This is a genomic window from Burkholderia sp. S-53 (assembly GCF_025560745.1).
Lineage (GTDB): Bacteria > Pseudomonadota > Gammaproteobacteria > Burkholderiales > Burkholderiaceae > Burkholderia > Burkholderia pyrrocinia.
The window spans coordinates 47,511-62,385 of the sequence record NZ_CP090484.1; the positions used below are offsets into that span (position 1 = coordinate 47,511).

12 protein-coding genes are annotated in these 14,875 nt (G+C 68.8%); 5 read left to right on the forward strand and 7 right to left on the reverse strand.

Translation table 11 applies throughout. The features are described from left to right. The first annotated feature begins 263 nt into the window (after positions 1–263). Positions 264–1,607: an acyl-CoA dehydrogenase family protein gene (locus LXM88_RS22410; RefSeq protein ID WP_262544458.1), complete on the forward strand. Its 1,344-nt coding sequence runs from the start codon at positions 264–266 to the stop codon at positions 1,605–1,607. A gap of 67 nt (positions 1,608–1,674) precedes the next feature. Here the strand turns inward: LXM88_RS22410 and LXM88_RS22415 are convergent, their stop codons facing one another. Beyond that, a complete protein-coding gene (locus LXM88_RS22415) occupies positions 1,675–2,649 on the reverse strand; it encodes a LysR family transcriptional regulator (protein WP_262544459.1) in 975 nt (324 codons plus the stop codon). A 17-nt stretch (positions 2,650–2,666) separates the two neighbouring features. On the opposite strand from LXM88_RS22415, the gene LXM88_RS22420 reads away from it, so the two are divergent. Together LXM88_RS22420 and LXM88_RS22425 are read left to right on the forward strand one after the other, a co-directional pair. Then, positions 2,667–3,233, forward strand: a complete 567-nt coding sequence (locus LXM88_RS22420) for a cysteine dioxygenase (RefSeq protein WP_262544461.1) — start codon at positions 2,667–2,669, stop codon at positions 3,231–3,233. 104 nt (positions 3,234–3,337) lie between these two features. Beyond that, positions 3,338–4,963, forward strand: coding sequence for a rhodanese-related sulfurtransferase (locus tag LXM88_RS22425; protein WP_262544462.1), 1,626 nt, complete (start codon positions 3,338–3,340; stop codon positions 4,961–4,963). 78 nt (positions 4,964–5,041) lie between these two features. On the opposite strand, the gene LXM88_RS22430 is transcribed toward LXM88_RS22425, so the two are convergent. Then, positions 5,042–6,187, reverse strand: a complete 1,146-nt coding sequence (locus LXM88_RS22430) for a glycerophosphodiester phosphodiesterase (protein WP_262544463.1) — start codon at positions 6,185–6,187, stop codon at positions 5,042–5,044. Positions 6,188–6,568: 381 nt separating this feature from the next. On the opposite strand from LXM88_RS22430, the gene LXM88_RS22435 reads away from it, so the two are divergent. Both LXM88_RS22435 and LXM88_RS22440 read left to right on the forward strand, forming a co-directional pair. Next, the gene (locus tag LXM88_RS22435; protein ID WP_262544465.1) at positions 6,569–7,633 is read left to right on the forward strand and encodes a phytoene/squalene synthase family protein; all 1,065 of its coding nucleotides are present in this window, start codon (positions 6,569–6,571) and stop codon (positions 7,631–7,633) included. A 477-nt stretch (positions 7,634–8,110) separates the two neighbouring features. After that, positions 8,111–9,331: a porin gene (locus tag LXM88_RS22440; RefSeq protein ID WP_262544466.1), complete on the forward strand. Its 1,221-nt coding sequence runs from the start codon at positions 8,111–8,113 to the stop codon at positions 9,329–9,331. A gap of 226 nt (positions 9,332–9,557) precedes the next feature. Here the strand turns inward: LXM88_RS22440 and LXM88_RS22445 are convergent, their stop codons facing one another. The 5 genes from LXM88_RS22445 to LXM88_RS22465 are packed head-to-tail and all read right to left on the reverse strand — an operon-like array spanning position 9,558 to position 14,823. Next, complete coding sequence (locus tag LXM88_RS22445) at positions 9,558–11,048, reverse strand: efflux transporter outer membrane subunit (protein WP_262544468.1); 1,491 nt, start codon at positions 11,046–11,048, stop codon at positions 9,558–9,560. 10 nt (positions 11,049–11,058) lie between these two features. Continuing rightward, complete coding sequence (locus LXM88_RS22450) at positions 11,059–12,213, reverse strand: ABC transporter permease (protein ID WP_262544469.1); 1,155 nt, start codon at positions 12,211–12,213, stop codon at positions 11,059–11,061. Then, entirely contained in the window at positions 12,210–13,169 is a 960-nt protein-coding gene (locus tag LXM88_RS22455; protein ID WP_262544471.1) for an ABC transporter ATP-binding protein, read from the reverse strand. The genes LXM88_RS22450 and LXM88_RS22455 overlap by 4 nt, the downstream gene beginning before the upstream one ends. Continuing rightward, positions 13,166–14,128: an HlyD family secretion protein gene (locus tag LXM88_RS22460; protein WP_262544472.1), complete on the reverse strand. Its 963-nt coding sequence runs from the start codon at positions 14,126–14,128 to the stop codon at positions 13,166–13,168. The genes LXM88_RS22455 and LXM88_RS22460 overlap by 4 nt, the downstream gene beginning before the upstream one ends. After that, on the reverse strand, positions 14,125–14,823 hold the full coding sequence (locus LXM88_RS22465) for a TetR/AcrR family transcriptional regulator (RefSeq protein ID WP_262544473.1): 699 nt from the start codon (positions 14,821–14,823) through the stop codon (positions 14,125–14,127). The genes LXM88_RS22460 and LXM88_RS22465 overlap by 4 nt, the downstream gene beginning before the upstream one ends. Between the last annotated feature and the right edge of the window lie 52 nt (positions 14,824–14,875).

The following is a 14,875-nucleotide window of genomic DNA, read 5'->3' on the forward strand; positions in this document are numbered from 1 at the left end:
ATCAATCCCGATTTGAATATCAGATTTGCATGGTTTGGGCGGCGGGGCGCTACGCATACGCTGTGGGCTCACGAACGAACGAACGAACGAACGAACGAACGAACGAACGATCGGGCGGGCGCGCGTTCCGCGTTGCCGATTTCACGCGGAACCGCATCGCGCGGCGATCGATCACCGCTATTGCTGCCTTTGCCGCGGTGGCAGCCTTTGCCTTTGTGGCGCCTTTGCTTCGCCTTTGCGTATTACCCAGGGAATCCGTATCGATGTCCGCCAGCCTTGCCGCTTCCTCACCGTCGCCGCAGCAGTCTTCGCTGCGCTTTCTGCCTGCCGCCGCCGACGAAGCCGACGATGCAGAAGACGCGCGCATCGCCGCGCTGCTCGACCGCCTCGCACCCGAACTTGCCGCCGACGCGGCGCGCAACGACGTCGACGGCCGCTTTCCGCACGAGAACTTCGCGCGGCTGCATCGCGCGGGGCTGATCGCGCAGGTCGTGCCGCGCGAACACGGCGGCGCGGGCGCGACGCTCGCGCGGGCGAGCCGGATCGTGGCCGCCGTCGCGCACGCCGATCCGGCGACCGCGCTGGTGCTGACGATGACGTATCTGCAGCATCGCGCGCTTGGCCGGGCCGACAACCGCTGGCCGGCACCCGTGCGGCGCGCGGTGTTCGACAGCGCGGTCGCGCACGGCGCGCTGATCAACGCGCTGCGCGTCGAGCCGGCGCTCGGTTCGCCGTCGCGCGGCGGCCTGCCGGACACCGTTGCGCGCCGCGACGGCGACGGCTGGCGGCTGTCCGGCCACAAGCTGTACAGCACCGGGATTCCGGCGCTGCGCTGGCTGGCCGTGTGGGCGCGCACCGATGAACCGGAGCCGCGCGTCGGCGTGTTTCTCGTGCCGCGCGACCGTGACGCCGACGGCGACCGCATCCGCGTGATTGAAAGCTGGAATCACCTCGGCCTGCGCGCATCGGGCAGTCACGAGGTCGTATTCGACGATGTGCGGCTGCCGGCCGGCCACGCGGTCGACGTGCGCGCGCCGCACGCGTGGGCCGTGTCGGCCGCGACGCATGCGGATGCCGACGCGCAGGCCGACCAGCAGGCGTGGATGGTCGTGCTGCTCGGCAGTCTGTACGACGCGGTGGCGCGTGCGTCGCGCGACTGGCTGGTCGGATTCGCGACGACGCGTGCGCCGAGCGGGCTCGGTGCGCCGCTGGCGACGCTGCCGCGCGTGCAGGAGGCGGTCGGCGAAATCGAAGGATGGCTGCATGCGAACCGCGTGCTGCTCGACGATCACATTGCGCGCACCGACGCGGGCAACGCGCCGTCGGTGACGACGAGCGGCCTCGTCAAGCGGACCGTGACCGAGCACGCGATCCGCGTGGTCGAGCAGGCGCTGATGCTGTCGGGCAACCACGGTCTGAGCCGCAGCAATCCGCTCGAACGCCACTATCGCGACGTGCTGTGCAGCCGCGTGCATACGCCGCAGGACGACGCGATCGCGGTGGCGGCGGGGCGTGCGGTGCTCGAAGCGGCGAGTCGGGGCGAAACGAAGGTGGAGGCGGGCGAGGTGTCACGCAACGACGTCGAACGCGGCCGAAACGATGCGTGAGCGGTGCGGCGCTGCCGTGGAAGCAAACAGAAACAGGGCGGCGCGATGCGGGCGCCGCCCCGTATGGTCAAGCAGCCTTGCCGCGCGTCTGCTCGGGCAACGCGAACGCCGCGCGCGCATGCGCGGCGACGGCCGCGAGCGGCGCGTCGAAGCGCGCCGCGTCGTGCCGGCGCAGCAGCCACAGATCGATCTGCGGCTTGAAATCGGCGAGCGGCACGATCTCGAGCGCGTCGCGCAACGGGCTGCCTTCGACGAGCGGCAGCGGCATCAGCCCGACGCCGAAACCGTTCGCGACGCTCTGCAGTTGCAGGTCGCGGCCGTACGCGTCGAGCGTGACCGGCATCGGCAGGCCCTGCGCGTCGAGCGCGCGCCGCAGGCCCGCGCGAAAGCCGCAACCGTCGGGATTGAGCACCCAGCCGCGCGCGTGGCAATCGGCGAGCCGGTAGCTGCGGCGCGGCCAGTCGCCGTTGCGGCCGACCGCGACGAGCCGCGTGGCCAGCAGCCGTTCGCCCTCGACCTGCGCCGGCAGCACCATCTCGCGCGCGAGGAACACGAGCGCCGCATCGAGTTCGCGGCGTGCGACGCGCTCGACGAGCATGCCGCCCCACGCGGTCGTGACCTGGGTCGCGAGCGCGGGCCACTGCGCGGCGAGTTCGGCGATGAGCGCGGGCAGCATCAGTTCGCCGAGCCCCTGCGTGAGCCCGATCCGGAATTCGCCGGCGGGCGGCTGCTGGCCGGCCGTCAGTTCGCGCAGCGCATCGACTTCGCGCAGGATCGCGCGACACTGCTCGAATACCTGCCGGCCGATGTCGGTCGGGCGCGGCGGCTTCGTGTTGCGATCGAGCAGGATCACGCCGAGCGCTTCCTCGAGATTCTGGACGCGCCGCGTGATCGCGGGCTGCGTCATCCCGAGCTCGGCCGCGGCCTGGCTCAGCGTCTGACAGCGGACGACCGCTGCAAAAGCGTCGATATCGCTAATTTTCATGTTTGTTCTGCATGGTCTTTCGGGTGCATCATGACAATCCATCATATTCGGCATCATATTCGAGGAGGCAGCCGATGAGTACGCTTTCGTTGCATCAGACGCCGCTGCGTCCGTTCGTCGACGCTCTGGGCGCGCTGCTCGCGTCCGGCGCGAACGAGGCGCGCATCCTCGACGAGGGCGGCGCGCTGCTCGCCGCGCTCGTCGAACACGACGACTGGCTGCCCGACGCGTTCGCGCAGCCCGATCCCGCACGTTATCGCCAGTACCTGCTGTATCTCGACCCGGACGAGCGGTTCTCGATCGTCAGCTTCGTGTGGGGGCCCGGCCAGACGACACCGATCCACAACCACACGGTGTGGGGGCTGATCGGGATGCTGCGCGGCGGCGAGTTTTCGCAGCCTTACCGGTTCGACGAAGCGGGCAAGCCCGTGCCGGCGGGAGAAGCCGTGCGGCTGCAGCCGGGCGAGGTCGAGGCCGTGTCGCCGCGCATCGGCGACGTCCATCGCGTGACCAACGCATTCGCCGACCAGGTATCGATCAGCATCCATGTGTACGGCGCGAACATCGGCAAGGTCGAGCGCGCGGTGTACCTGGACGACGGCACCGTGAAGCCTTTCGTGTCCGGCTATTCGAATGCCTGATGCGGCGCCAGCCGGCGCGGCCCGTTGCGGGCGTGCGCCGGCTGGCCGAAGATTCATCCGTTTCGCTTTCTTCACCGACTTCAACAGAATCCGACAGAGACATCGTGACGCAATCCGCCGATTCCACTTTCTGCTTTCCCGTCGTGTCGTACCAGGACGTGCGCGCGCGCCTGCTTGCCCGCGACGAGATCGCACTGATCGACGTACGCGAGGAAGATCCGTACGCGCAGGGCCATCCGCTGTGGGCCGCCAACTTTCCGCTGTCGAAGCTCGAACTCGACGCATGGACGCGGATTCCGCGCCGCGACACGCCGATCGTCGTGTTCGGCGAGGCGGGCGGCGAGGATCTCGCGCCGCGCGCGGCCGCGAAGCTCGCGCAGCTCGGCTATACCGACGTGCGGCTGCTCGACGGCGGCCTCGCGGGCTGGGTGGCCGCGGGCGGCGAGCTGTTCATCGACGTGAACGTGCCGAGCAAGTCGTTCGGCGAATGGGTCGAGGCGGAGCGGCATACGCCGTCGCTGTCCGCGCAGGAAGTGCAGGCGCTGATCGACGCGAAGGCCGATGTCGTGATCGTCGACGCGCGCCGTTTCGACGAATACCAGACGATGAACATCCCGACCTCGACCAGCGTGCCGGGCGCGGAACTCGTGCTGCGCGTGCGCGCGCTCGCGCCGAATCCGCAGACGCAGGTGGTCGTCAACTGCGCGGGCCGCACGCGCAGCATCATCGGCACGCAGTCGCTCGTCAACGCGGGGCTGCCGAACCCGGTCGCGGCACTGCGCAACGGCACGATCGGCTGGACGCTTGCCGGCCAGACGCTCGAGCACGGCGCGGCGCGCCGCTTTCCTGACGAGATCGACACGACGCAGCGCGCCGACGCGCGCCGGGCTGCGCGCGCGGTGGCCGAACGTGCCGGCGTGCCGCGCATCGCGCTCGCGGACGTCGCCGCGCTCGACGAGCCGGGCCGCACACTGTACCGCTTCGACGTCCGCACGCCGGAGGAATATGAGGCCGGCCACCTGCCGGGCTTCCTGAACACGCCGGGCGGCCAGCTCGTGCAGGAGACCGACCATCATGCGGCCGTGCGCGGCGCGCGGATCGTGCTCGCCGACGACGACGGCGTACGCGCGGACATGACCGCGTCGTGGCTCGCACAGATGGGCTGGGACGTGCGCGTGGTCGAACCGGCCGGCGCGGCGGCGTTCGGCGAGCGCGGCCAGCCGCCGCGCGACGTGCCGGCGACGCCGCCCGCGACCGACGTGTCGCCCGCGACGCTCGCGGGCTGGTTGAAGGAAGCTGCGCCGGATGAACTCGCGATCGTCGACGTGACGGCCAGCGCGAACTACGTGAAGCGCCATATTCCGGGCGCCTGGTTCGTCGTGCGCGCGCAGTTGCGCGACGCGCTCGCGGCGATCCCGCCCGCGAAGCGCTACGTGTTCACGTGCGGATCGAGCCTGCTCGCGCGGTTCGCGGCCGACGATGCGCGCGCGCTGCTGCCGGCATCGGCCGACATCTCGGTGCTGACCGGCGGCACGGCCGCATGGATCGATGCCGGGCTGCCGCTCGAAAGCGGCGAGACGCGGCTCGCGTCGCCGCGCGTCGACCGCTACCGGCGCCCGTACGAAGGCACCGACAACGCGGCTGCCGCGATGCAGGCGTATCTCGACTGGGAATACGGGCTGGTCGATCAGCTGAAGCGGGACGGTACGCACCACTTCAGCGTGATCTGACCGATACGGCGGCAACCGGGCGCGGCGGCACGCAATGCGCCGCGCCCGGCTGCCGCACGTTCAGCACGTTCTGCGGATTCAGCGCTTGAACGTATCGACCGCCGTGCGGCCGACCGCCGGATCGTCGGTGAAGAAGCCGTCGATACCCGCGCGCAGGTACGCCTGGATCTCGCGCACCGAGCCGGCCGTGTTGCGCTTGGCCGCCGTGCCGCCGTCCTTCAGCGACGCCGGCAGGAAGTTGTTCTCCGGGCGGAACGTGTACGGATGCACGACGAGGCCGGCCTCGTGCGCGTAGCGCACGTACGGCGTCGGCTGCTGCAGCGTGCCGTCCGCGGCGACCGCGATGATCGACGTCTTGTACGGGCCGACGCCGTTCGCGTAGGTCGCGATCTCGCGCATGCCGTCGCGCGTCGACAGGTCACCGTAGGTGCGCTTGTCGTTCGCCTTCACGAAGTCGTACGGGCGCTGGCCGGCTTCGTCCATCAACTGCACGAGCTTCCAGTTCGGCTGGCTCGACTTGATCCGGTTGCGGATCGTCTTCAGGTTCGCGACCTCGAACGACTGGATGTAGACGGTCGCCGTGCGCGACGTGTACGCATCGTTCAGCAGTGCGTCGACGAGGCGATCCTCGAGCGGCAGGTTGATCGACTGGAAGTAGGTCGGATGCTTGGTTTCCGGATACAGGTGGATCGTGCGGCCGGTCTGCGCGGACATCTGCTTCGCGAGCGCGACGATCTCGTCGAAGGTCGGAATCTCGAACTGGTCGTTGTACGCGGTGTTCGCGGGGCGGATCTGCGGAATGCGCTCGCGGGCGCGCAGCGTCTTCAATTCGGCGAGCGTGAAATCCTCGGTGAACCAGCCCGTGAGCTGCGCGCCGTCGATCGTCTTGGTCGCCTTGCGGCTCGCGAACTGCGGCAGCGCCGACACGTTCGTCGTGCCCGAGATCTCGTTCTCGTGGCGCGCGACGAGCACGCCGTCGCGCGTCGCGACGAGGTCGGGCTCGATGACGTCCGCGCCGTCCTCGATCGCCTTGCGGTACGACGCGAGCGTGTGCTCGGGGCGCAGCGCGCTCGCGCCGCGATGGCCGACCACCTGGACCTTCGCGGAAATCGGCAGGGTGGGATCGGACGTCATGTCGTCGCCGTCGCTGCACGCGGCGAGCAGGAAGGCGGCGGCACAGGCGAACGGGACGTAGCGCAGGGCGCTCGGGCGCATAAAGGACATGTCGATGAACCTTCGGAACGGGAATCGGAAAAATCGTAAAGGGGCGCTCGCTCCGCCGGCGCGGCTGTCGTGCCGTGCCTTACGGAATCGAACGGGACGCGATCGTCGCATCGAATAATTACATATGTATTACTTTGTCCTTTCCGTTTTGTTCGAGAGTGCGATGAGGGCGGCGGGGAGGGGCGCGGCATCGGTGTACATGCCGCATTCCGGCCCTCGCCGGCAGGCCGCGCGCCGGATGCACTAAACTTGCGGGAATTTTGCATCGCAGTGCCCGGGTTGACGCCCGCGCGGCGCGACGATGCGGCGACTCGCGGGCCGGCGCGGGCGCCCGGCGCCCGTGTGCGTCCGGGGCCCGCGCCGGCCGATTTTTCCCGACCCATGACGACCCGAACCGATTCCGCCTACTTGCTCGGCGACCTGCTGAAGAACGTTTCCCGCTCCTTCTACCTGACGCTGCGCGTGCTGCCCGACGGCATGCGCGACCCGGTCGGCCTCGCGTACCTGCTTGCGCGCGCGGCCGACACGATCGCCGACACCGCGCTCGTCGCGCCCGATCGCCGGGCGGCGTTGCTGACCGACCTGCGCGACGAGGTCGAGCGGCTCGGCGACGGCGCGGCGCTGTCGCGTTCGCTCGACGACGTGACGCGGATGCAGACGGATTCGCACGAACACGTGCTGCTCGGCTCGATGGAGCCGATGCTCGCGCTGCTGCGCGCGCAGCCGGACGCCGACCGCGCGTCGATCCGCAAGGTCGTCGCGACGCTGACTTCAGGCATGGAATTCGACCTGCGCACGTTCCCGGACGAACAGTCGGGGCAGGTCGCGTCGCTGCCGACGCGCGACTTGCTCGACCGCTACACGTACCTCGTCGCGGGCTGCGTGGGCGAGTTCTGGACCGACATGACCGGCGCGCACACGCGTGCCGCGCGCGGCTGGGACCAGCCGGACATGCGCGAGAAGGGCATCCGTTTCGGCAAGGCGCTGCAGATGACCAACATCCTGCGCGACTGCGCGAAGGACCTGCGCATCGGCCGCTGCTACCTGCCCGACGACGTGCTGGCCACGCACGGGCTCGGCGTCGCCGACCTGATGCAGCCGGACGCGTCGGTGCGGGCGCGCGGCGTGCTGGTCGACCTGCTGCGCATCGCGCTCGACCAGTATCGCGACGCGTGCCTGTACACGCTCGCGATCCCGCGGCGCTTCGTGCGGCTGCGGCTCGCGTGCCTGTGGCCGATCATGATCGGCCTCGAAACGCTCGAGCTGCTGGCCGGCCACGATGCGTGGCTCGACCCGGCGAAGCCGGCCAAGGTGCCGAGAAAACGCATCTACCGGATCATGGCGTCGTCGCTCGCGCTGGTCGGCTCGAACACGGCGATCCGTGCGCGGATGACCGCGCTCGCCGATGCGGTGACCGCGCGGCTCGCGTTGCCGGCATCGCGTTGAATGTCGCCGGCGCGCCGCGCCGGCATCGTCCTTCGGCCCGCGTTTGCCGGGCCGCTCTCGTCCGATCTCCCGCACGCGGGCTGAAACGTTTTCACGATTTCGTTTCTCGAAATGTGGGTGTCATGAACGTCAGCGATCCTGCGCGGCGGCGTGAATCGCGGCGTCAGTTGCGATCGCGCATTGGTAAGAGGATTGTTGCCGAAGGCGTCTGACGACATCGGCGGGTCGTGTTGCACCAGTAAAAATGTAAAGCTAGGGTTTTCACCGGGAAACGCCGGAAATGCCCGCCGCGTAAGCGTTTTCAGGTGTTATGTAACCGCTTGGTGAACCCGTGCGTTGCGTCGATCATACGATGACCGACTGCGCGTGTTGGGAAATAATCGGTAATCCGTCAGAATTGCGCCGGCATGTACTCGCACATGTGTCAGTCATAAAACCACACCAGAAAAGAAATCATTCTTTGAGGACGGAGAATCAATGAAAAAGCGCGTCGCTTTCGCCATGACGGCAGTTGGCCTTGCAGCCGCTACCGCCGCCCACGCCCAGAGCAGCGTGACCCTGTACGGTATCGTCGATAACGCTATCGCTTGGCAGAACAACTCGTCGGCAGTCGGCGCGACCACGGGTGGTCACTCGAAGGTGCAGATGGCCACCGGCATTTGGGCAGGCAGCCGCTTCGGCCTGAAGGGCAGCGAAGATCTTGGCGGCGGCACGAAGGCGATTTTCCAGTTGGAAGCCGGCTTCAACGCGAACAACGGCTCGTCGCAGTGGAACAACGGCATCTTCACGCGTCAGGCGTGGGTCGGTATGACCAACGCGTCGTACGGTACGCTGACGGCTGGCCGCCAGTACACCGCGTACTACACGCTGCTGTCGCCGTATAGCCCGACGACCTGGCTGACCGGTTACTACGGCGCGCACCCGGGCGATATCGACTCGCTGGATACCAGCTACCGTGCGAACAACTCGCTCGTCTACATGTCGCCGAAGTTCTACGGCTTCACGGTCGGCGGTTCGTACTCGTTCGGCGGCGTTGCAGGCGCGACGAACCGCGGCTCGACGTGGAGCGCGGCGGTCCAGTACCTGAACGGCCCGGCAGGCATCGCGGTCGGCTACCAGCGGGTCAACAACGCGACGCTCGGTGGCGGTGCGTGGGGCGCGAACTCGACGGTGCAGAACGGTTTGAACGCGGCTGGCACCAACGGCGTCCAGCCGGCAGTGTCGTCGATCAACAATGGCTACCAATTCGCGCAGTCGCAACAGCGCGTGGCTGTCACTGCTGGCTATCAGTTCACGCCGTCGTGGGACATTTCGGCGTCGTACTCGAACGTTCAGTACATTCCGGGCACGGGTTCGGGTTTCAAGAACACGGCGATCTTCAACACGGCAGGTGCAGTGCTGCACTGGAAGGCATCGGCGCAGTGGGACTTCGCGGCAGGCTACTCGTACACGGCGGCAACGCAGTCGAACGGTGTTTCGAGCGCGGCCAAGTACCACCAAGTCACGCTGTCGCAGTATTACAGCCTGTCGAAGCGCACGGGCCTGTACGCGGTTGAGGCTTACCAGCACGCAAGCGGCAACACGGTGACCCCGACCGGCGGCATCCAGGCAGCAACGACGTCGATCGGCGACGGCGTGGGCGCAGGTTCGAAGCAGAACCAGATCGCTGCCGGCGTCGGCCTGATCCACCGCTTCTGATGTCGCGCGGCGCGCGAGCGCCGCTCACGGCATGCGGTACGAAAACCGGCCTTCGGGCCGGTTTTTCTATTTGCGGCACGCGTTGTGCATATTGCGGGTTCAGTCATCGGCGGTCATCGAATGGAAGCGGGCGGCGACGGCAGCCGAGCCCGACAAGCGCACCGCTCGTGCGGTGCCTGGCGTGCAGACCGGCAGTGTCCGGCCGGTGCCAACACCATCCTGTCGGTCACTTCGCCGCATCATCCATCCAGCTCCCCGCCAGCGCCTGAAACAGCGCCGCCGTATCCGCAAGCCGGTCGGCCTGCGCGCGGGTACGGTCGAGCGCCGTCTGCAGCGCCTGCCGCTGCGTGTCGAGCAGGTCGAACGCGCTGATCCCGCCCGCCGCGTAACGGTCGCCGGCAATCGCATTGCTTGCCGCCGCTTCCTGCGCGGCCGTGTCTCTCGCCTGCAGTTCGGCCGCGTCGTGTTCGACCGCGCGCATCGCGTCGGCCACCTGCTGAAGCGCCTGCAGCACGGTTTCCCGATAGCTCGCGAACGCGGCGTCGTACGCCGCTTCGGCCGCCCGTTTCTTCGCGCGCAGCTCGCCGCCGTGAAAGAGCGGCTGCGTCAGACCCAGGCCGACGTTCCACACATTCAACCCGCTCACGATATCCGCAACGCGCGTGCGCTCCGAGCCGATCCCCGCCGAAATCGAAAAACGCGGATACAGGTTCGCGGTGGCCACGCCGACGTTCGCGCTCGCCTGGTGCAGCATGGCTTCCGCCGCGCGGATGTCGGGCCGTTCGCGCGCGAGCGTCGACGGCAGCGTGACGGGCAGCGTGCGCGGCAGCACGAGCGCATCGAGCGTGAGGTCGGGCAGCATCGCGCTGGACGGCGGCGCGCCGAGCAGGATCGCGAGCCGGTGGCCGGCCTGCGCGAGGCGGGCCGCGAGCGGCGGCAGCGATGCTTGCGTTTGCGCGAGCAGCGCGCGTTGCGCATGCACGTCGGCCTGCGACACGCCGCCCGCCGCGAAGCGCGCTTCGACGATGCGCAACTGCCGCGCCTGCGCGTCGGCCAGTTGCTGCGTGAGCGCGACCTGTTGCACGAGCGATGCGCGCAGGATCGCGGTGGCGACGACGTTGCCCGCGAGCGTCAGGCGTGCGGCGTCGAGCGTGTACGACTGATAGTCGACCTGCGCGCGCAGCGCTTCGAGCGCGCGCCGGTTGCCGCCAAATACGTCTAGCACGTACGACACGCTGACCGACGCGTCGTACAGCGTGAACGGCCCCGGATTCGGCACGTTGGCCGGCAGCCCGAACGCCGTCGTGTCGACCTTCTGGCGCGTGGCGGACAGGTTCGCGTCGACGCGTGGCAGCATCGTCGCGCCGGCTTCGGCCGCATGGTTCTGCTGCGCTTCGTCGAGCCGCGCGCGGGCCTCGGCGAGCGTCGGGCTGTTTTGCCACGCGGCGTCGACGAGCCGGTTCAGCGGTTCCGAGCCGAACTCGGTCCACCAGTGTTGCGGCGTGTGCGCGGCCGCTGCGAACGTCTGCGCGTCGCCGGCCGGGCCGCCGGCGGCTGCTGTCGTGACGGGCGGTTCATCCCGCGTGTATTGCTGCGTGGCCGGCGCGTCCGGCGTGCGGAAATCCGGCCCGACCGCGCAACCGGCGGCGAGCAGCGCAGCGGCGGCCAACGTAACGCCGCGGGCGGCGATGGAGGTGCGATGCGAAGCCGGTTTCATCGTGGGGCACCTAATCGAGCGTGCGCCGGTAGAAGCGCAGCGCGATGCCCATCACGACGACGGTGAACAGCGCGACCGGCCACACGGACGGCCACAGGTCGGCCCAGCCGTTGCCTTTCAGCAGGATGCCGCGCACGAGGCGGTTGAAGTAGGTGAGCGGCAGCAGGTTGCCGATGAACTGCGCCCACTTCGGCATTCCGGCGAACGGGAACATGAAGCCCGACAGCAGGATGTTCGGCAGGAAATAGAACACCGCGAGCTGCATCGCCTGCAACTGGTTCTGCGCGAGCGACGACAGCGTGATGCCGACCGTCAGGTTCGCGGCGATGAACAGCAGCGCGGACAGGTAGATCGCGAACACGCCGCCGACGAACGGCACGTGAAACACGAATCGCGCGGCCGCGAGAATGATCGACACCTGGATCAGCCCGATGAACACATAAGGGACGATCTTGCCCGTCATCACCTCGAGCGGCCGCACGGGTGTCGCGAGCAGGTTTTCCATCGTGCCGCGCTCGCGTTCGCGCGTGATCGCGAGGCCCGTCATCATCACCATCGTCATCGTCAGGATCACGCCCATCAGGCCCGGCACGACGTTGTACTGCGTGATGCCTTCCGGGTTGTACAGCCGGTGCAGCACGACGTCGAACGCGGCCGGGCGGCCGTTCAGGTGCGCGAGCGGCCCCGTCAGATCCTTGTCCGCGACGGGCTGCACGAGGCCCGGCAGCGCGCCGATCGCCGACGCGGTCGCGACGGGATCGGTGGCGTCCGCCTCGACGAGCAGCGCCGGACGCTCGCCGCGCAACAGCCGCCGCGAGAAATCGGCCGGCACGCTCAGCACGAACTGCACGTCGCCGCGCGCGAGCGCATGCCGGCCGGCCGCTTCGTCGGGCAGCGTCTCGACGATGTCGAAGTACGCGGAATTGCGCATCGCGGCGATGAAGCTGCGCGCGAACGGACTCGAATCGGCGACGATCACCGCGGTCGGCAGGTGTTTCGGATCGGTGTTGATCGCGAAGCCGAACAGCGCGAGCTGGATGATCGGCACACCGACGATCATCGCGAACGTCACACGGTCGCGGCGTAGCTGCAGGAACTCCTTCAGCACGATGCTCCACCAGCGCGCGACCGAGAACGATTCGCGCAGACCCGCCCACGCGTTCATGAGGATGCTCCGCCGGGCGGCCCGGACGCGCGGCCCATCATGTAGATGAACACATCCTCGAGCCCGGTGTCGATCGGTGCAACCTGCAGCGCCGCATTCCCGTCGGCCTGCGCCACGACCTGCGCGAGCGTTGCGTCGAGCAGCGCGTGATCGCGGCCGCTCACGTGCAGCGCGGAACCGAACACGACGGTTTGATCGACGCCCGGCATCGTGCGCAGCCGCGCGGACAGCTCGGTCAGGTGCTCGCCGGTGATCTCGCGCGTGGACAGGCGTTGCGACGCGACGATTTCCGCCGACGTGCCTTGCGCAAGCAGTTCGCCGTACGCGATATACGCAAGCTTGTGACAGCGCTCGGCTTCGTCCATGTAGTGCGTGCTGACGAGCACCGAGATTCCTTGCGCGGCCAGCCGGTGCAGCTCCTCCCAGAAGTCGCGGCGCGCGGCCGGATCGACGCCGGCGGTCGGCTCGTCGAGCAGCAGCAGTTCGGGCTCGTGCAGCATGCACGCGGCCAGCGCGAGGCGCTGTTTCCAGCCGCCCGACAGCGCGCCGGTGAGCTGGTCCGCGCGGCTCGCGAGGCCGAGCCCGTCGAGCGCGCGCGCGACGGCCGCGTTGCGGTCGGGCATCCCGTACACGCGCGCGACGAAATCGAGGTTCTCGCGGATCGACAGGTCTTCCCAGTACGAGAAGCGCTGCGTCATGTAGCCGACGCGCCGCTTGATCTGCGCGCTGTCGCGCACGATGTCGTAGCCGAGGCAGGTGCCGCTGCCCGAGTCAGGCGTGAGCAGGCCGCACATCATCCGGATCGACGTCGTCTTGCCGCTGCCGTTCGGCCCGAGAAAGCCGAAGATCTCGCCGCGCGCGACGCGCAGCGACACGTCCTTCACGACGTGCTTGTCGCCGAAACGCTTGTTCAGGCGATCGACGTCGATCGCGTACGGGGCGGCCGGCGCGTTCATTGCACCCTCACGGCGACGGGCTGGCCCGGATGCAGCTTCGGCGCATCCGCGACGGCGGGGCGCGCCTCGATCATGAACACGAGCTTGGTCCGGCTCTCGTTGCTGTAGATCACGGGCGGCGTGTATTCGGCCTCGCTCGACACGTAGGTGATGCGCGCGGGCACGTCGGCCGCGCAGCCGTCGCAGCGGATCGCGACCGCGTGCCCCGGCGCGAGCGATGCGATGGCGGCTTCCGGCACGAAGAAGCGCACCTTCAGGTTTTGCGGCGGCAGCATCTGCACGACCGGATTGCCGGCCTGCACCCATTCGCCGACGCGGTACAGCGTGTCGTACACGCGCCCGGCGGCGGGCGCGGCGACGCGCTTCTGGTCGAGCTTCCATTGCGCTTCCACGACTGCGGCCTGGGCGGCTTCGACCTGCGCGGCCTGCGCGGCGAACTGCTGCGCGCGGCCCGGCAGGCGTGCGACGTCGACCTGGTTCCGCAGTTCGCGCATCTGCGCGGCGGTGGTTTGCGCGGACGTGCGCGAATCGTCGAGCTGCTGCTTCGACAGGCCGCCGGCCGCGTACTGGCGTTCGTCGCGCGCCAGTTGCGCGGCGGCCCGGGCAGCTTGCGCGGTGGCCTGAGCGAGTTGCGCCTGCGTGACCGCGACTTCCGGCGGGCGCTTGCCGGTCTGCAGGTCGGCGAGCTGCGCACGTGCCGCCGCGAGCTGATGCTGTGCCTGCAGCAGCGCGGCCGTTTCGTTCACGGCTTCGAGCGAGAACGCCGCCGCGCCGGCGGAGACGGCCTGGCCGCGTGCGACCGACAACTGCGTCAGCGTCCCCGATTGCGACGACGACAGGTACACGAATTCGCCTTCGACATAGCCCTGGTAGGTCGTGCCGTGGTCCGTCGACTGTCCGCAACCGGCGAGCAGCGCGACGGCGGCCAGCGCGAGCGGCAGCACGCGGGCCGCGTTCACGACGGCCTCCGCGGTGAGCGTGTCCGCGCACGCGGCGCGGCGGCCGGCGGCTGCATGCCGGAACCGAGCAGGGCGCGGACGTGCCGGTGCAGCACGTCGCGGTCGATCGGCGGCAGGCCGCGCGCGCTTTGCCACAGCTTCGCGGTTGCCAGCGGCAGCATCACGAGCGCGATGATCGAATGGAACAGGAACGCGGGTTCGAGCGCGGGGTTCAGCGTGCCGGCCTGCTGCGCGGCGCGGACGCGTTCGGCGAAACGCCCGACATGCTCGAGCGGAATGCGCCGCAGCATCCGCTCGCGCAGCAGCCCGCCTTCATGGATGATCTCGCGCAGCCAGATCGACGGCAGCCACGGCATGCGATGCGTGACATCGAAGAAGCGGTCGACGAGTTCGGCGACGAGCGCGAACGGATCGTTTTCGATCTGCGGCTCGGTCGGCCGCCACACGAACGCGATGGCCTGCGCGATCCGTTCCTCGACGATCGCGTCGAGCAACTGCTCGCGGTTCGTGAAGTAGTAGTGGACCATCGCGGACGTGACGCCTGCGGCGGCGGCGATCTGCGCGACCGTCGTCGCGGCGATGCCGCGTTCGGCGAACAACTGCATCGCGACGTCGAGCATGTGGTCGCGCAGGTCGAAATCGTCCACCGACGGGCGGCGCCCGCGCGGCCTGGCGACGGTGGATTTCGGGTTCATGCAGACGACGCTAATTGATGAGTTAGTTAATTTCAAGGAAGGGTTTTCGCCG